This is a genomic window from Streptomyces caelestis (assembly GCF_014205255.1).
Lineage (GTDB): Bacteria > Actinomycetota > Actinomycetes > Streptomycetales > Streptomycetaceae > Streptomyces > Streptomyces caelestis.
The window spans coordinates 715,954-732,957 of the sequence record NZ_JACHNE010000001.1 but is presented as its reverse complement, the minus strand read 5'-3'; the positions used below and the strand labels follow the sequence as shown (position 1 = coordinate 732,957).

Here is a 17,004-nt window from a genome sequence, read left to right as displayed (position 1 = left end):
GGCCGTCGGGGCGAATGGCTCACTCGGTGCGCAGGCCGTCCGGGCGCATCAGCCGGAGCAGTGGTGGCAGGCTGAGCACGGTCACCAACAGGACGACGGCTGTGGCGATGCCGGTCATCGACAGTACGCTCGCCCAGTCCGCGCCCACCGGCTTGTCCGTCATCTTCAGCAGTGCCGCGCCCAGTGTCAGCCCGATCGCCGTGGCCAGCGCCAGGCCGAGGCCGATCGGGATCGCCGTCTGCCACAGCACGGACAGGCACAGTGTGCGGCGCCGGGTGCCGAAGGCGATCAGCGACGACAGCAGTTTGCGGCGCTCGCGCAGCTGCTCCAGCTGCGACACCAGCAAACTGGCGCCGATCAGCGCCAGCACGCAGGCGGCGCCGACGAACAGGCCGGTGCGGATGGAGGCGTAGGTGTCGTCGCGCTTGCTGGACACCAACATCACCGGGTCGGTGGGCAGGCCGAGACGGCGGGCCGTGTTCCGCGTGTACTCGGGCGCGGTCGCCAGCCCCTGGTCGAGCGCGAGGTAGATCTCCCCGAGGAGACCATGTGCGGCGCCCGAGGGCAGGGCGCCCGGCGTCAGCAGCAGGCCGCCACGCTTGTACCCGGACGGGTCCGCGATCGCCCGTGCCTGCTTCACGTCCGCCGGCACCGCCCAGGGCGTCGGCCTGTGATGAGCACCGGGATCGTCGAGCGCGTCGAACCACAGCTTTGTGCCGGGCTTGGAAAGGTCGGTCACCCCCTCCTCATCGTTGCCACCCCGGACGGCGAAGACGTCACCGTCCTTGCAGGAAGGGAAGGAAGCCACCTCGCGCAGGGAAGCACAGCCGGCGATCGTGACCCGGGCGGTGTTCTCGGCGAACCTGCGCCGGTCGCTGACGTAGCCCTCGTCGAAGGCGTAGACCTTCGCAACGCCTCTGGTCGCCTTGAAGTCGGCCGCCGCCCGGGCGAGCCGGACCTCGTCCGGCAGTGTCACGTGCATCTGGGCCCGGGTGAGGTCGTTGGTGGTGTGCTTGGTGTACTGGCCCTGCAGCCCGGAGAACAGCATCTGCAGGGCGATGGCGCCCGCCACCGCGACCGCGATGCCGTTGACCGTGCGGGCGGCCGTTCCGCTGCTCAACTGAAGTCGGCGGATGGCCAGTTGCCAGGCGACCCCGCCGGAGCCGAGCCGGTTCACAACCCTCTCTACGACCCACGGCAGCAGCGCGGTCACCCCGACGAGCAGCAGCAGGACGCCACCGGTGACCTGGTACTGGTTGAAGTCTTTGCTGTACCGGTCCTTGCCGATCATCGGGTAGAGCAGTCCGAGACCGCCCAGCGGCAGCAGCAGCCGCCACCACAGCCGGCGCCGCGGGGGCTTCGCGGTGCGCACCACGCCGAGCGGCTCGATCACCACGCCCCGCAGCGCGAACAGGGTGACCAGCACGGCGGCCGCCGGGACCGCGACCGCGACGAGCAGGGCGAGCAGGGGGGAGGGGGTCAGATAGCTGGGGAACACGCTCACGTCGAACAGGTCCACGGACCCGGCGAGGTCCCGGACGATCAGGAAGAAAACCGTGCCGAAGGCCAGGCCCGCCACGGAGCCGGCGAGGGCCTCGCCCGCGGCGATCCGCCGGGTCATCCGGCTGTCCGAGCCCACCAGTCGCAGGGCTGCGAGTCGCCGGTCACGGCGCTCGCCGCCGAACCGCACGGCCGCGGCGATGAACACGCCGACCGGCATCAGCAGCACCAGGAACACCACGAGGGCGAGCAGGGCCAGGACGGGGTCCGTCTCCTCCGAGGGCTTGACCCCTGCGCCGAACCGGTCGATGCGTTCGACCAGGCCGTAGTCCTCCTTGACCACGAGGTTGTCGGCGCCGCGGTAGAAGGCGAGTTCCTGGGCACCGATCAGTCCAGGTTCGGCGATGGTGCCCACGATCCGCTCCGGCAGCCGCTCGCGCAGCAGCTTCCCCTCGCCGGACTCCAGCAGCCGCTTCAGCGCGGGGGAGACCACCATCTCGCCCACCCCGGGAAACCTCGAGACCCCTGGCGGCAGGGGCGCCTTGGGCCCCTCGGGCTGCAACTCCCGCCCGCGCACCTCCTTGTCGCGGAAGGCCGTGCCGGCCTCGCCGACCAGCAGCGTGGCGTCCGTCTTCGGCAGCCGCGACTCGCTGAACGTGGTGTACGTGAGGTCGGTGCGCGCCTCCTCCCGGTCGTGCCGGACGGTCAGCGCATTCGGAATCGCGGTGGACAGCAGCAGCAGTGCCACACCGAGCCCCACGCCGACGGCGGTGAGCAGCATCCGCGCCCGCCCCTCCCGCCCGCTGGCGAAAGCGAACCTGATCCCCACACCCAGGTCCCTGGACCACTGGCGCGCCTTCATATGACCCGCTCCATGTCCCGGGACCTGCCGTCGCGTACGACGATCTCGCGGTCGGAGTAGGCGGCGACCCGGGCCTCGTGCGTGACGAGCACGACGGCCGCGTTGGTGGACCGGGCGGCTTCCGTCAGCAGCCCCATCACGCGCTCGCCGTTGAGCGAGTCCAGCGCGCCGGTCGGCTCGTCGGCGAACAGCACCCGGGGGTTGGTGACCAGCGCCCGGGCCACGGCCACCCGCTGCCCCTGACCGCCGGAGACCTCGCCGGGCCGCTTCTTGCGCAGGTCGTCGACCTCCAGCCGCTCCATCCACCGGAGCGCGGTCCGCTCGGCCTCCTTGCGGGAAGTGCCGTTCAACCGCAGCGGCAGCGCCACGTTCTCCACACAGGTCAGCTCGGGCACCAGCTGGCCGAACTGGAAGACGAAGCCGAACTCGGAGCGGCGCAGCGCACTGCGCTGGGCGTCGTTCATGGTGGCCAGCTCACGCTCGTTGTACGTGATGGACCCGGAGTCGGGCGTCACGATCCCGGCGAGGCAGTGCAGCAGCGTCGACTTCCCGGATCCGGATGGGCCCATCACGGCGACGATCTCGCCGGGGTGGATGGAGAACTCGGCACCGTCGAGCGCGGTGGTCGGCCCGTACGCCTTGCGCAGGTCCTGGGCAGCCAGCAGGGAACCTGGAGGATGAACCCGGCTCACGCGGTCACCGCCTCGGCGAGCTTGTCCAGACGCGCGGCGGTCAGCTCCAGCCACCGCAGGTCCGCTTCGAGGTGGAACAGGGCGTGGTCGCAGATCAGCTGGTCGGCCAGGTCGCCCTTGCGCTTGCGGTCGGTCAGGATCCGCATGCTGCGCAGATGCTCGGAGCGCTGCGTGTCGAGGATGCCGGCCGCGTCCCGGTGGGTCAGCAGCGCGAGAACGACCTTGCTGTACAGCGACGACTGCAGGTACGGCTCGGGTTTCTCCGGCGTCGTGAGCCAGCGCTCGACGTCGGTGATCCCGGCGTCCGTTATCGCGTACCGCTTGCGCTCGGGCCCACCGCCCGCCTCGATGCCGTCGACGTCGACGAGGCCGTTCTTCAGCAGCCGGGACATCGTCGCGTAGACCTGGCCGTAGTGCAGCGGCCGGTCGTGACCGAACTTCTCGTCGAAGGCCCGCTTCAGGTCGTAACCATGTCGCGGACCGGACTCCAGGAGCCCCAGAAGGGTATTACCGATGGACATGCCCGGGACTCTACACACCATGTATACGTGGCATGTATACGCGCAGTGTTTAGACCATGGCGTGGGGTACGCCCGTGCAGGTGGGAGGCCTTTGTCACGCTTCTGATACGAGTGGCCCACCTCTTCGGACGGGGGCCGGTGTGCCCTTGGGTAGCCCCGGCCCTCAGCCGCGCTTCTGCAACAGGCGCTCAAGGGGCCGCCGTGCCGTCACGTCCCTCCATGCCGGCTTCAGAGACACGCCGCCGTTGGTGTGTGTCTGGTCAGTTGTCTTCGTGCTCGGCGCGGTGTTCGAGGCCGTTTCGCGCGTCGACGATCTTGACAAGCGCTCGCACCGCGTAGCCCCTTTGATGCACGAGACCCAAGATCTCGGCGTCTACAGTCACCCGCCGTCCGCCACTCGGCGACAGGTGACGCACAACCCGGATTACGACCGCCGGCTGTACTCGCGCACGCCCTCCCGGGCCGAGGGTGAGCGCGATGAACCGGCCGAGCGTGCGGCAGTGGAGCAGCACCCGGACGTCATCAGGACCGAGCCGTCCCAGGCGGAGGGCGAGCGGGTGGACGACTTCCGGACCGCATGCCGCCGATAGGCGATCAATGAGCGGCGCGGTGCGGCGCGCGCCGCTGGTCTGTTCCGGGATCACGTGGAGCACCGTGTCAGGGTCACGGAGGGAGTAGGCCTCGACGTCTCCGCCTGCCGCGGGAAGCATTCCGTGAGGACGATCATTGCTTCAGATCCATCGTCACGGTGAGCGGCTTTAGGGGCTGAGGAACCTCTGGGTCGGATGATGCATCTGTACACCCGAGGTGCCTGTCATCTCCGGTGAGCGCACAGAGTGGACGTCAGTCGACCTGTTGTCCTCGTGCCCGTGCGGCGGCTCGCCCAGCCCAGCACCCGTCTCCGCCGGCTCTGGCCAGCAGGGTGGGGACGGAGGCGAGCGCGGCCAGGGACGTACCGAAAAGCACACGGGTGTAGTTGCCTCACCGAAGGTGAACTCAGCGGCTCTGACCAGCCACATCACAAGGAAACCGGAGGACGCCGCACGTGCGTATCGCCTTCTTGCTGCACAACGCCTACGCGATGGGCGGCACCGTACGGACGACCATGACACTCGCCGACACGCTCGCCGGGCGGCACCAGGTGGAACTCGTGTCGGTCTTCCGGCACCGCGAGACACCACGGCTGGGGCGGTCGCCGGAGGTGCCGCTGCGGGCCCTGGTGGACCGGCGCGAGGGATCCGCGGACGCGGCGGACCCCCTCGCCCGGCAGGCCGGGGAGGTCTTCCCGAAGGGGGACAGCCGCTCGCACCAGTACCACCGGCTCGCCGAGCAGCGGGTCATCGACTGGCTGCGGGAGACGGACGCCGACGTCGTCGTGAGCACCAGGGCCGGACTCAACGCGCTGCTGGCCCGGTTCGGACCACGACATGCCGTGCTCGTCGGCCAGGAGCACCTCACCCACGACAACCACTCGCACCGGCTGCGGACGGAACTCCAACGCTGGTACGGCGGTCTCGACGCGCTGGTCACCATGACCGAGGCCGACGCGCGCGACCACCGGCGCGGCATGCGGCTGCCGCGCACCCGGGTGCTGGCCATCCCCAACAGCGTCCCCGAACCCTCGGTGCCGCCGGCCGACGCGGCGGCCAAGGTCGTCGTCGCGGCGGGACGGCTGGCCCGCGTCAAGCGGTACGAGATGCTGGTCGACGCGTTCGCCCTGGCCGGTGCGGCCTGCCCCGACTGGTCCCTGCGCATCTACGGGGACGGCGCGGAACGCGCCCGGATAGCCGACCGGATAGCCCACCACGGCCTGGGTGACCGGGTCCTCCTGATGGGTTCGGCCACTCCCATCGAGGCCGAGTGGGCCAAGGGCTCCATCGCCGCGGTGACCTCCGCGCACGAGTCGTTCGGGATGACGATCGTGGAAGCCATGCGCTGCGGCCTGCCCGTGGTGAGCACCGACTGCCCCCACGGGCCCGGCGAGATCATCCGCCACGGTGTGGACGGCTGTCTCGTCCCGCGCGACAGCACCCGGGGCGTGGCCGACGCTCTGCTGGCACTGATGCGGGACGACGGACGGCGTGCGGAGATGGGCAGGGCCGCCCGGGCCAGTGCGGCGAAACGATTCACCCCGGAGGGCGTCGCCGACCGCTACGAGCGGCTGTTCAGCACCCTGGTGGAGGAGCGGGCCGAGCGGTCCGCTCCACCGCCCGGACTGGCCGACTGGCGCGACCGTGCCACCGTGCTCGCCGCCACGGCAGGCATCCTCGCCCGCGGAGCGGTGCGCCGCGGACGGCGCAAGCTGGGGTGGGTCGGATGAACGCGAATCGCACAGCGGCCTCGGCACAGCGGATGCTGTGGATCGTGGTTGCCGGGTTCTGTCTGCTGTCGGCCGTCCTCGTACCGCTCACACTGCCGCTCGGCTGGGACGAGCTCGTGTACGCCAGCCGCTTCGGACCGTACGGTCCCGCGACCCCGTTCAGCGCCCCGCGTACCCGCGGGGTCCCCCTGCTGCTTGCTCCGATCGCCTCCTGGAGCGACTCGACGGTGCTGCTCAGGGTGTGGCTGCTCCTGCTGGCCGGCGGTGCGCTCTGGCTGGGGTTCCGGCCCTGGCTGCGCATCGTGCGCCGCCCGGCGACGGTGTGGGTGGCGGCCGGGCTGTACGGCAGCCTGTGGATCACTCTGTTCTACGCCGGTTCCGCGATGCCGAACCATTACACCGCGATGGGTGCCACCGCGGCGGTGGGCTGTTTCCTCGCGCCGCGTCCCCGGTACGCGGGTGTCGCGGCAGGCCTGGCGGTGGTGACCCTGATGCGGCCCAACGACGGTGTGGCCGTCGCCGCGCCGCTGCTCCTGGCCGCCGTACTGATGCCCGCACTGCGCGGCCACGGCCGCCTCCGGGGGCGTCTGTCGGCCGTGGCTGCCGGACTCGTGGCGGGGGCGCTGCCGTGGGTCGTCGAGGCCGAGGTGCGGTTCGGCGGGGTGCGGAACCGGCTCGCGGAGGCCGACGAGGTCCAGGGCGGTCTACGGGCCGTCTTCTCCCTGCGCGCCCATCTCACCGCGCTGGACGGCCCGCTGCTGTGCCGTCCCTGTACGGGCGACAGCGTTCAGCTGCCCGTGACGGAGTGGTGGGTGCTGCTGCCACTGCTGGTCGGCCTGGGGCTGTGGGCGGAGCGCCGGGCGCGCAGGTCCGCTGCGCCGTTGTGGCTGTCCGTGGCGGTGGCGGTGGCCACGGCGGCGCCGTATCTCTTCCTTGTCCCCTACGCCGCGCCGCGGTTCCTGTTGCCGGCCTACGCCCTGCTGGCGCTCCCTGCCGCTGTCGGGCTCCTCGCCGTCGTCCACCGGGCCCGCACCCGCGGTTCACTGCCGACGGCTGCGGTGCTCGCCCTGGCACTCCTCGCGCACGGGGGCATCCAGATCGGGCTCGTCCACACTCATGCGGGCATCCAGCAGCGGGCCCGCGGAGACTGGGACCGGATCGTCTCCGTGCTGCGCGAGCACGGGGTGCACCCGCCGTGTGCCCTCGCGGGGAACAGTTCGACGATTCCCATCGCCCACACCGCGGGCTGCTCTGCCCCGGAGCCGGATTCCCCGGCGCACCCCAGTGCGCTGGTCCTTCGCGAGCGGAACCCACCGCACTGGGCGCGCGACTGGCCACGTTTTCCGGTGCCGGACACCTACAACCCCGGATGGACCGTTGTCGTGCGTCCATGACGGCCGGCTGTGCGGCATGCCACCAACCCCGTCGCCATACCGTAGGAATCCGCCGGTCAGGGGCACATGTGGTGGGACACCATAGTTCTGCGTGCGGAGATGCGTGTGGCCACCATGACCGCCTCGCCCACACCTCTACGAGAGCCACAATCGAGCCCGCGACCGCGCTGTCCGAGTTGAGCTGTACAGGAAGGAGGTAGTCGCGACCGCTGTGGCGACCTTGTATCGCCAAACTGGCGACGACCCACCAGCGAGGGTGCATGACTGCCTTTTTCTCTATCGCGGGTAGCGGCACATGAAGAAGTCCCGTCCCTCCAGCAGATTCTTCGGCTGCTGGTGGTACAGCGCTTGCGAGCCCATGAACTGCGGTGATGGTGTAAGAGGTGGCCTTTGCGGCTCGGTTGGTCCGCGTATGGTCCGCACAGTCGGTAAGACTTGTGTGCGAGCCCGTGAGGCGGCCGTGAGGCGACGAAGCCCCGCCGGGATGGTCCGACGGGGCTTCTGCGCGCGGTCGCCAGAGGGCTTTGTCGTCCTTGATGTGGTGCGGGACTCGCCCGCGGATTCTCGCCGTCGTCTGCTACTTGTCGACCAGCGACATGCGGTGCTCGTTGGAGCGGTCTCCGTGAACCCCGATCCGGCCGGCGAGTTCGTTGAGGTCCGCCAGTTCGTCGGCGGAAAACGGCAGCTGGGTGCCGCCGGTGTTCTCCTCGATTCGCGCGATGCGTCGTGTGCCCATGCCTCACCAGTCGATGGCACCGAAGAACATGCCCAGGTGCGGCCGCCGTGCTCGGAAAATCATGGAATCAGGCGGGCGCGGGGTGCAGCAGGGGCGGAGGGCAGGTCAGGACGGGATGAGCTGCCATTGCTGTCGCGTCTGTGACCCGTATGGCTGCTGTTCGACATTGGCTCCGTCGGCGGTGCTTCCCTCGTCGACGCCAAGACAGAGACCGCTGTAACGGTTGATGAGGAAGTAGGTTCCGTCGCCGGTGGGCGTGACGGCCCAGTGCTGCTGGGGGGCGCCGGCGTCTGCCCAGATGCCGACGTTGCCGCCGTCCTCGCGGGAGAGACCCGCGACCTCCAGAAGCTTGCCGCTGCCCACACCCTTGATCTTGTAGTAGCCGTCGCCGGTGCTGGTGAAGGTCCACTTCTGGTTCGCCTGGTTGAGCCATGGCCACTGATCGACGTTGGTGCCGTTGGCGGTGCGCGCACCCTCCACGTCGGCGACCTTGCCACTGTGCCGGGCGACCAGCCGGTAGACGGTGCCGTTGCCGGGAAGTGTGCTGGACACCAGCGCCGGCTTGACCGACCGGCCGCCGATCCTGACGCCGCTGATGTTGGCGTAGCCGCCGGTGGCCGCGTCGACCTGGATCCGTACGAAACCCACGTTCCGGTTGGGCCACTCGACCAGCTTGGTCTTCTGGTTGCCGGCCCAGGTGCCGGTGGCGACCTGGGTGAAGGTGACCCCGTCGGTGCTGGTGAGGATGGTGTAGGAGGTGATGTCGCCGTCGGTGGAGTTGGTGCGGTTCCACTGCTTGGGCAGGTACTCCAGGGTGGAGACGTTGCTCCACACGCCGCCCAGGTCGATGGTGATGGACTGTGGCAGTGGCAGGCCCCAGGTCGACCAGCAGGTTTCGTAGCGGACGTCGCTGAGTCCGTCGATGGCGTGGAGCGGTCCCTCGCCGGTGTGGAAACCGGTGGCGTACGCGTTGACCGGTGTGACGGGATGCTCGGCGCGCAGCAGTTGGGCGGGCAGCGGCGGCCGGGAGGTGTTCGGGCTCCAGGCCGCGCCGACCTCGGCCAGCCGGTTGACGACGTTCGTGTCCAGCAGGCCGTTGCGGTTGGGCGGGCAGTTGAGGATGAAGGAGGTGTACTTCGGCTCCAGGTCGGCCAGGTGCGACAGGATCGCGGACCTGCTCATCAGGCCTTCGGTCGGGGTGGAGGGGTGCCAGAACCAGCCGTTGCTGATGGTCTGCCCCTGCATGCCGGCGTAGGTGTTGCCCGCCGGCGCCGTGACGCCCAGCGGCTCCTCGAAGAAGATCGCGTCGCTGAGGAAGGGCTCCGACAGCCCGCCGATGTCGATCATGACGCAATCCGGCTGCAACTCCTTCACCAGCGAACGGATCCGCTGGTAGGAGACGGCCTGCTGCCCCATCTGCCAGGCGTAGCCATCAGTCATGAACATGTCGATGGTGCCGTAGTTGGTGAGCAACTCGCGAATCTGACCGAGCATGAAGGTCATGTCGCCGGGCTGGATGGCATCGGTGATTTCCAGCCCGGTCACCTTGTGCCGGCTCTCCCATGCCTCGACGCCGAAGGTGCGGTCCCAGATCGAGTAGTAGAACCCGACCTTCAGCCCCTTCGCCCGGAACGCATCGCAGTACGCCCGCACCACATCCTGCTTGTAGGAGCTGTTCGCGACGTTCTGAGTGCCATAGGCGCTCGGCCACAGGGCGAAGCCGTCATGGTGCTTGGTGGTCAGGATGCCGTAACTCATCTTCGCGGCGACCGCCGCGTCAGCCCACTGTGCGCAGTTGACGCTCGGGGGAGCGAAGAGGGCAGGGCTCTGGTTGGGTTCGGCCCACTCCTGGTTCGTGAACGTGCCCAGGCTGAAGTGGTTGAACATGCCGAACCGCATGTCGACCATCCTGCTCAGGTTCGTCTGCGTGTCAGCGGCGTCGGCCTGCGACAGAAGGCCGGAGAAGCCGGGGACGATCGGCAGCGCGGTCGCGGCGGTCGCCGCTCCCGCAGCGCCGAGAAACGTACGACGAGACATTCTTGGTGAGGACATGGCCCACTCCTGTGGATCGATGGCATTGATTGCGGTGACAACGCCCCAGATGGCAGTCACGGCCTGGGCGCCGGGGCACACACGGATGGTCGAAGTGGCTGTGAAAGGGTGCTCCGCTGGAACCTGCCGGCCGGGCGGGTGCCAAGCGGAAGGTGACCGCCCACGGTTGGCGACCAGGCTGTCGTGGGAGGCGCAATCGACTCGGCGCTCGCCTGGAAGAGGGGCGCGTCGCGGGACGTGTTACCGATCGAGGGCGGGTCGGAAGCCGCAAGGCCAGGCGCGGTAGCCGTCGGAGCTGTCGGTGAAACCGGGATGCGTTGGTCACGATGACGGAGCTGCCTGGGCGCGCGATCCGGTGATGAGCAGTGGGACAACTCGGAACGGCGACCGGCGCAAGCATGAGGGCGCGCCGGGCATCAGGAGCTCCTGCATGGAGAAGGCACGGACGGAGGGAGAAGCCCGCCCTCGGCGGACCGCCGTGCCGACGAGTGAACCTTCGGCGGCTGATCGGCTCTGACACCGTGTTCCTAACTCTTCGCGGGACAACGCCCGGCGCTGCGGCTCGGCAACCGGGCTGAACGGAGCGGCTAGTCACCCTCAGGCGGCGAGCAGGACAGAGACCACCCGCACGGCGTGTGCTTCGCCGTAGTGACATCGGACCTATTAAGGGACTTCAGTGCAGGGTCTGTCTAGAGGCTCGACACAAAACCCGCGATCACAGCAGATGACGCGTTCAAGCCCCAGGATCAAGCAGCCGAGATACAGGATGCGAAAGGTCCGATAGATCGGGTGAATAAGGACTGAGGCCCTTGCAACGCACCACAGGCGGGTTCAGGGGCGAGCAGTACCAGGGCCGCAGCCACGCGCCGCCCGTCCGTGACGAGGGGTGACCGCCGGTGCCGGGCAGAAGCGGGCCCGGGCAGGGTGATGACGCGTCCCCGCCGGGGTCCTGCTCCTGGGTGACGAACTCGCGGCACCGGGTCCCGGTCGGGGCGCTGTAAATCCCCTTCACCCAGCGCTTGTTGCCGTGCACGTTTCTGCGAAAGCCGGCCAGGGCGAGTCAGGGACTGGGGGTCGTGGTGGGCGAGACGCCCTTCGCCGGCCCGCAGTAGTGGCAGGGTCCAGTCGAGGTCCGCGCGGGCCGCGACGAGAGGGTGAGGGACTCGTCGACGCGGAGCCTCATCTTGGCCGACTCCCGCACCAGACTCGTCCAATTCTCGGGGGCCTTGGCGTCCAGAAGCGGCACGGATGGCCCGATTCCACCGCACTGTCTGCCGGGATGCGCATGTCCGGGTGGAGTCGGTCGAGTGGGTGCGACAACGTCAGCCGGAACGCGCTCCGGTGCGCCAAGCGCTGCTGTCGAGGTGATGTGCCGACAACAGTGGCTCGGCGCTCTCCAGCAGAGGCGTATCGATGTCTTGTTGTGACGTGCGCCACACTCGTGCATTAGTTACGTTGAGGTGCCTGGCCGCCTTCCGCCACCATCCTCCATGCCGTCACGAGGATGGAGCCACCATGCCGGACCCCGGGGATTCCTGTACTCCCGCGCGTTCCAAGCGTTCGCCCTGATCGTCGCGCCCTCGCTGCTTCTCGTCCCCTCTTTCCACCTGCACCCGGAGTACCAGTGAACGTCTCCCTTGCCGTCTGGCTGCTGACTGTGGCAGCTCTGTGCGTGCTGGTGGCCGTCGACTTCTTGGTCGGCCGCAAGCCCCATGACGTGTCCGTCAGGGAGGCCGGTACGTGGACGGTGGTGTGGGTCGTCCTGGCCGTGTTGTTCGGACTGGGGGTGTGGTACTTCGCTGGGAGCGGGCCCACGGGTGAGTTCTTCGCCGGGTACATCACCGAGAAGTCGCTGAGCGTCGACAACCTCTTCGTGTTCGTCCTGATCATGGGGAAGTTCGCGGTGCCCTCGCAGTACCAGCAGCGGGTGCTGATGGTCGGCGTCCTGATGGCCCTGGTGCTGCGGGCCGTCTTCATCGCGGCCGGCGCGGCGATCATCACCGCCTTCTCCTGGGTGTTCTACATCTTCGGAGCCTTCCTCGTCTGGACCGCCTGGAAGCTGATCCAGGACGCCCGCAAGCAGGACCACGAGGAGGAGTACCAGGAGAACAAGCTGCTGAAGATGGCGGAGCAGCGCTTCGGGGTGGCCGACCGTTATCACGGCACGAAGCTGTTCATCACCGAGAACGGCAAGCGGATCATGACTCCGATGCTGGTCGTGATGCTCGCGATCGGCTCCACCGACGTGCTGTTCGCCCTCGACTCCATCCCCGCGATCTACGGGCTGACGCAGGACCCGTACATCGTGTTCACCGCGAACGCCTTCGCCCTGATGGGCCTGCGCCAGCTGTACTTCCTCATCGGCGGCCTGCTGAAGAAGCTCGTCCACCTCTCCTACGGCCTGTCGATCATCCTGGGCTTCATCGGTGTGAAGCTGGTGCTGCACGCCCTGCACGAGTCGGGCGTCCACGTGCCCGAGATCAGCATCCCCTTCTCACTGACCTTCATCGTGCTCGTCCTGGCCGTCACCACGATCACCAGCCTGCGGGCTTCGAAGAAGCAGGAGGCGGCTGGGGCCGGGCAGGCGGTTTGACGCGTCAGGAGCGGGGTGCGGTGTCGTACCCCGCCCTCGCTCGGCCTCAGCAGGTCCGCGGCGAACCAGACCTTGCCAGGTGACTCCCGATCGCAGGGCGGTCATCGCTGTCCTGTGTCTTCGCCGTTTGGGCGGTGCGCCGCGAGTTGCTGTGCCGTGAGCTGGAGACGGTGGGCGAGGCCAACCGGACCTTCTTCGCCTCCCGCGACCTGTCGATGGAGCCCCGGGATCGCGGCGTTCGCCCGCCGGGTGGGGTCCCCTGTGTACGAACGCAGGGCGGTCTCGGCGCGGTGCCAGGCGACGCGCAGTCCCTCCTCGGAGGCGAACCGTTCGAGGTGCACGCCGATGACGTGCTGAACCTGGGCCAGGGTGTCCTGGTCGGGCCCGCCGGCGTCCAGGCGCAGGGTCGTGGCGTCGTAGGTCATGGCGCAGGAGCCGCCGGCGAGCAGGAGCGTGATCGTGTCGCCGTCGCGTACCACCTCGCACTTGCGGCCGAGGTGGGAGGCGAGCTGCTTGCGCCACCGCTCGGCCCGCGCTGTGGGAACGTCGGCGTGGGACCGTAGAGTCGTTTCGTGCGTTGTCATGTCGTTCTTCCTGTTCGTTGGTGTCCTGGTGCCGCTGCGTCGAGACCTGGCCGTTCGGTGGTGCGGTGACCGGTCCTGAGCGGGAGTATGCGGAGGTGCTGGGGCTCGTTCGGCAGTTGCCGTTGCTCGGGGCCGTGTCGCGGGTCGCGCGCCGTGCCGTGCGCCGGCAGGCTTCGGCGGAGCGGCTGCCCGATGCGCAGGTCGAGGTGCTCCGCACGGTCGAGGCGCATCCGGGGATCGGGCCGCGAGCCGTGGCCGAGCGACTCCAGTTGGTGCCGAACACGGTGTCGACCATCGTGGGCGAGCTCGTCCGTGCGGGGCTGCTGAGGCGGGACCGTGACCGTTCGGACCGGCGGGCCGCGCGGCTGTACCTGACCGAGGAGGCGGTGGACCGTCTTGCCGCCTGGGTCGCGGCCGGTGACGAGGTGCTGTCGGCGGCGCTGCTGAGCCTGGACGAGGCCGACCGCCGGGCACTTGACCGGGCGATGCCCGCACTGCGCCGGCTGCTGGACGCCCTCGAGGAGGCCGACCCGGAGGCAGAGGGCGAGGATGCCGACCGGGGTGACACCGCTCATCGGGCGAGCCCTCGGGGGACGACCAACGGGCCGTCGGTCTCCGGGTCGCGCAGCACGTCCGCTTCCACGCCGTAGAGACGGCGGATCAGCTCGGGCGTGACAGTCTCGTGCGGGGTGCCCTCGGCGACCACCCGGCCGGCCTGCATGGCGACGAGGTGGTCGGCGTAGCGGCACGCCAGGACGAGGTCGTGCACGACGACCACGACCGTGCGGCCGACGGTGGTCAGTTCCCGTAGCAGTTCGAAGACTTCGATCTGGTGGCCCAGGTCGAGCGCGGACGTCGGCTCGTCCAGCAGCAGTACCGGCGTCTCCTGAGCCACCGTCATGGCGATCCAGGCGCGTTGCCGCTGTCCGCCCGACAGGGTTTCCAGGGGGCGGTCGGCCAGTGCCGTCATGCTGGTCGCGGCGAGCGCCCGGTCCACGGCCTGCTGGTCCCGTGGCGACCATTGCCGCAGCAAGCCCTGGTGTGGCTGCCGGCCGAACCGGACCAGATCGGCGACGGTCAGTCCGTCCGGGGCCTGGGCGGACTGGGGGAGCAGGCCGATGCGGCGGGCGGCCTCCCGGACGGGCAGCCGGGCCAGGATCCGGCCGTCGAGCAGGACGCTGCCGCCCTTGGGGCGGTGCAGTCGGCTCAGCCCCGCCAGGAGCGTGCTCTTGCCGCAGCCGTTCGGGCCGACCACGGCGGTCAGGCGGCCCGGTGGGGGAGCGAGCCGTACGGTGTCCACAGCGATCGACTGCCCGTGCGCGAGCGTGAGGTCGTCGGCGCGAAGTACGGCCGACGGGACGGCCGCGTCCTCCGTCGGCGGCGGAGGGGCGGCCTCCGTCGACGGGGCGGTGGTGGGGTGGGTCATGGCAGCCTCCGTGGGTGTGAGCTGAGCAAAAGCCAGATCAGGTACGGGCTGCCGACCACCGCGGTGACGAGCCCGGCCGGCACCTCGACGGGTGTGGTGACGGTGCGTCCGGCGGTGTCGGCGAGGAGGACGAGCGCCGCTCCCGCCAGTGCGCTGCCGAGCACGGGAACGCCGTGCGGGCCGCAGACGCGGCGGGCGGTCTCGGGCGCGAGCAGGGCGACCATGCCGAGCGGCCCCCCGACGGCGACCGCGAGGCCGGCGCACACGACGGCGAGCGCGAGGGCGGCGAGCCGCACCGCGCGTACCCGCACGCCGAGACCGGCCGCCACCTTGTCGGTCAGGAGCAGCACCGTCAGCCGTCGTCCGGCCAGCAGAGCGAGCGGCAGACATGCCGCGAGGCCGAGTCCGAGCAATGCCACGGGTGTGGTGGGGCGTGCGTTGAGTGTGCCCACCGCCCAGGGGAACGCGGCGTTGGCGGCGTCGATCGGCGCGCGGACCAGCAGCAGGCTGGTGACCGCGCCGAGTACCGCGCCCACGCCGAGTCCGACGATGACGAAGCGGTAGCCGGAGGTGCCCGCTCCGCCCGCGAGGCCGAGGGTCAGTGCCGCGGCGGTGGCGGCTCCGGCGAGGGCCATCGCGGAGGGGGCGAGCGAGGTGGACGCGCCCACGACGGAGGCGACCGCGAAGGCGGTGGCGCCGTCGTCGATGCCCACGGTGCCCGGGGTGGCGAGCCGGTTGCGCGCAAGGGTCTGCATCAGGCAGCCGGAGACGCCGAGGGCGGCGCCGACGAGCAGTCCGGCGACCAGCCGTGGCGCTCGCAGCCGTTGCACGACGAGTACGTCGGCCGGGTCGCCGGCACCGGCCAGCGCGGGCAGTGAGCGCAGCGGCCCCATGGGTACGGTGCCGACAGCGAGGGCGGTGGTGACGGCGAGGAGCAGCGCACCGGCGAGTACGGCGAACCCGGCAACCTCCCGCAGGTTCAGCAGTGCTGACGCACCGCCGACACGCAGCAGCAGGGTGCCTCGGGGTGCCTCCGGGGGCGGCGCGGCGGTCGCGGTCACAGCGCCGGCACCCGTCGGGAGCGCACCACGGCGACGAGTACGGGGGCGCCGATCACAGCGGTGACCACGCCGAGGGGCATCTCGTAGGGGCGTACCAGCAGTCGTGCGGTGACATCGGCGGCCAGCACGACGACCGGCCCCAGCAGGAGCGACGGTAGAAGCACCCGGCGCAGGTCGGGACCGACCAGCGCCCGTGCCGCGAAGGGCACCACGAGACCGACGAAGCCGATCGGTCCGGCGACCGCGGTGGCGCCGCCCACGAGCAGTGCCACGGCGACGATGGCGGTGAGGCGGGTGCGGCCCGGCCGGTGCCCCAGTGAGGCGGCCGCCTGCTCGCCGAGGGCCAGGGCGGCGAGCGGGCGCGCCACGAGCAGCACGAGCAGCCCGCCGAGCAGCAGGGCGGGTGTCACCTCGGCCAGCTCGCCGACATCGCGTCCGGCGACGCCTCCCACCGTCCAGAACCGCACCTCGTCGGCGGTGCGCTGATCGACGAGCAGCAGCACGGAGGTGAAAGACCCCAGCAGTCCGCTGAGCGCGGCGCCGGCCAGGACGAGCCGCAGCGGATCGTCGCCGACGCCCCGCAGCCGCGCCGCCCCGACCGCGGCGAGGCAGCCGAGCAGGGCGCCGGTCACGGCGATGTGCGGGCCCAGTGTGGCCACGCTGCCGCCCAGCGTGATCACCAGCACGACGCCCGTGGAGGCACCGGCACTGACACCGAGCAGGCCGGGCTCGGCGAGCGGATTGCGCGCGACCGCCTGGAGCACCGCCCCGGCCGTGCCCAGCGCCGCGCCGACGGCCACCGCCACGACGGTGCGGGGCCAGCGCAGGTGCCACACGGCGAACGCCGCCTCAGCGTCCCCGGCACCGCCGGCCACCTCCCGCCACGAGCGGACCGGCCCCACCTCGCCGCTGCCGATCAGCAGGGATGCGAGGCCGGTCAGAGCGAGCAGGGCGACCGGCACGGCGAGGCCCACCGCAGCGGAGCCGCTGACGGTCCGCCTCTGGTTCCCGTCGAGCACTGGCTGACCTCCGACGACTGACACGCCCCGCGAGACGTGTGTGGTTAGGTTGCCCTAACAGTACATCTGTCTCAGAGGTATATTTCGCAGGGAGTCGCCATGCGCCGTTCGTTGCCCTCGTTTTCGTCGTCCACGCTGCCGCGTCGCCGTTTCGCCGCCGCCGTTGCCGTGGTCCCCCTTGCCCTGCTCACCGCCTGCACCACTGGGTCGCCCGGGCCGACCGCCGTGGAGGGCAGGAGGGCGT

General features: G+C 70.2%; 14 protein-coding genes. 5 read left to right on the top strand and 9 right to left on the bottom strand.

The genetic code is table 11. The features are described from left to right. Window positions 1–19: 19 nt before the first annotated feature. The 3 genes from HDA41_RS03280 to HDA41_RS03270 are packed head-to-tail and all read right to left on the bottom strand — an operon-like array spanning window position 20 to window position 3,575. On the bottom strand, window positions 20–2,362 hold the full coding sequence (locus HDA41_RS03280; protein WP_184980492.1) for an ABC transporter permease: 2,343 nt from the start codon (window positions 2,360–2,362) through the stop codon (window positions 20–22). Beyond that, a complete protein-coding gene (locus tag HDA41_RS03275) occupies window positions 2,359–3,054 on the bottom strand; it encodes an ABC transporter ATP-binding protein (protein WP_184980490.1) in 696 nt (231 codons plus the stop codon). Before HDA41_RS03275 ends, HDA41_RS03280 begins: the two co-directional genes overlap by 4 nt. Continuing rightward, a complete protein-coding gene (locus HDA41_RS03270; RefSeq protein ID WP_184980488.1) occupies window positions 3,051–3,575 on the bottom strand; it encodes a PadR family transcriptional regulator in 525 nt (174 codons plus the stop codon). The genes HDA41_RS03275 and HDA41_RS03270 overlap by 4 nt, the downstream gene beginning before the upstream one ends. A gap of 407 nt (window positions 3,576–3,982) precedes the next feature. Here HDA41_RS03270 and HDA41_RS42625 point away from each other — a divergent pair, with 407 nt between their 5' ends. From HDA41_RS42625 to HDA41_RS03255, 3 genes are all read left to right on the top strand, one after another. Further along, complete coding sequence (locus tag HDA41_RS42625; protein ID WP_376706849.1) at window positions 3,983–4,165, top strand: hypothetical protein; 183 nt, start codon at window positions 3,983–3,985, stop codon at window positions 4,163–4,165. Window positions 4,166–4,620: 455 nt separating this feature from the next. Further along, window positions 4,621–5,895: a glycosyltransferase gene (locus HDA41_RS03260; RefSeq protein ID WP_184980484.1), complete on the top strand. Its 1,275-nt coding sequence runs from the start codon at window positions 4,621–4,623 to the stop codon at window positions 5,893–5,895. Beyond that, window positions 5,892–7,289: a hypothetical protein gene (locus tag HDA41_RS03255; RefSeq protein WP_230299821.1), complete on the top strand. Its 1,398-nt coding sequence runs from the start codon at window positions 5,892–5,894 to the stop codon at window positions 7,287–7,289. Before HDA41_RS03260 ends, HDA41_RS03255 begins: the two co-directional genes overlap by 4 nt. 577 nt (window positions 7,290–7,866) lie before the next feature. Here HDA41_RS03255 and HDA41_RS03250 read toward each other — a convergent pair. Continuing rightward, window positions 7,867–8,025, bottom strand: a complete 159-nt coding sequence (locus tag HDA41_RS03250) for a hypothetical protein (protein WP_184980482.1) — start codon at window positions 8,023–8,025, stop codon at window positions 7,867–7,869. Window positions 8,026–8,130: 105 nt separating this feature from the next. Further along, window positions 8,131–10,077 (bottom strand): RICIN domain-containing protein, encoded by a 1,947-nt coding sequence (locus tag HDA41_RS03245; protein WP_184980480.1) that lies wholly within the window; start codon window positions 10,075–10,077, stop codon window positions 8,131–8,133. Window positions 10,078–11,701: 1,624 nt separating this feature from the next. On the opposite strand from HDA41_RS03245, the gene HDA41_RS03240 reads away from it, so the two are divergent. Further along, window positions 11,702–12,670, top strand: coding sequence for a TerC family protein (locus tag HDA41_RS03240; RefSeq protein WP_184980478.1), 969 nt, complete (start codon window positions 11,702–11,704; stop codon window positions 12,668–12,670). A gap of 101 nt (window positions 12,671–12,771) precedes the next feature. On the opposite strand, the gene HDA41_RS03235 is transcribed toward HDA41_RS03240, so the two are convergent. Further along, window positions 12,772–13,254 carry a DUF2218 domain-containing protein gene (locus tag HDA41_RS03235; RefSeq protein WP_184980476.1) on the bottom strand — a complete coding sequence of 161 codons (483 nt, stop codon included), beginning with the start codon at window positions 13,252–13,254 and terminating at the stop codon, window positions 12,772–12,774. A gap of 65 nt (window positions 13,255–13,319) precedes the next feature. Between HDA41_RS03235 and HDA41_RS03230 the strand changes: the two genes are divergently transcribed. Then, the gene (locus tag HDA41_RS03230; RefSeq protein WP_230299886.1) at window positions 13,320–13,904 is read left to right on the top strand and encodes a MarR family winged helix-turn-helix transcriptional regulator; all 585 of its coding nucleotides are present in this window, start codon (window positions 13,320–13,322) and stop codon (window positions 13,902–13,904) included. On the opposite strand, the gene HDA41_RS03225 is transcribed toward HDA41_RS03230, so the two are convergent. The 3 genes from HDA41_RS03225 to HDA41_RS03215 are packed head-to-tail and all read right to left on the bottom strand — an operon-like array spanning window position 13,826 to window position 16,760. Beyond that, window positions 13,826–14,680 (bottom strand): ABC transporter ATP-binding protein, encoded by an 855-nt coding sequence (locus tag HDA41_RS03225; protein ID WP_184980460.1) that lies wholly within the window; start codon window positions 14,678–14,680, stop codon window positions 13,826–13,828. The genes HDA41_RS03230 and HDA41_RS03225 overlap by 79 nt on opposite strands. After that, the gene (locus tag HDA41_RS03220) at window positions 14,677–15,741 is read right to left on the bottom strand and encodes a FecCD family ABC transporter permease (RefSeq protein ID WP_184980458.1); all 1,065 of its coding nucleotides are present in this window, start codon (window positions 15,739–15,741) and stop codon (window positions 14,677–14,679) included. Before HDA41_RS03220 ends, HDA41_RS03225 begins: the two co-directional genes overlap by 4 nt. Further along, the gene (locus HDA41_RS03215) at window positions 15,738–16,760 is read right to left on the bottom strand and encodes a FecCD family ABC transporter permease (RefSeq protein ID WP_221511401.1); all 1,023 of its coding nucleotides are present in this window, start codon (window positions 16,758–16,760) and stop codon (window positions 15,738–15,740) included. The genes HDA41_RS03220 and HDA41_RS03215 overlap by 4 nt, the downstream gene beginning before the upstream one ends. Window positions 16,761–17,004: the final 244 nt, after the last annotated feature.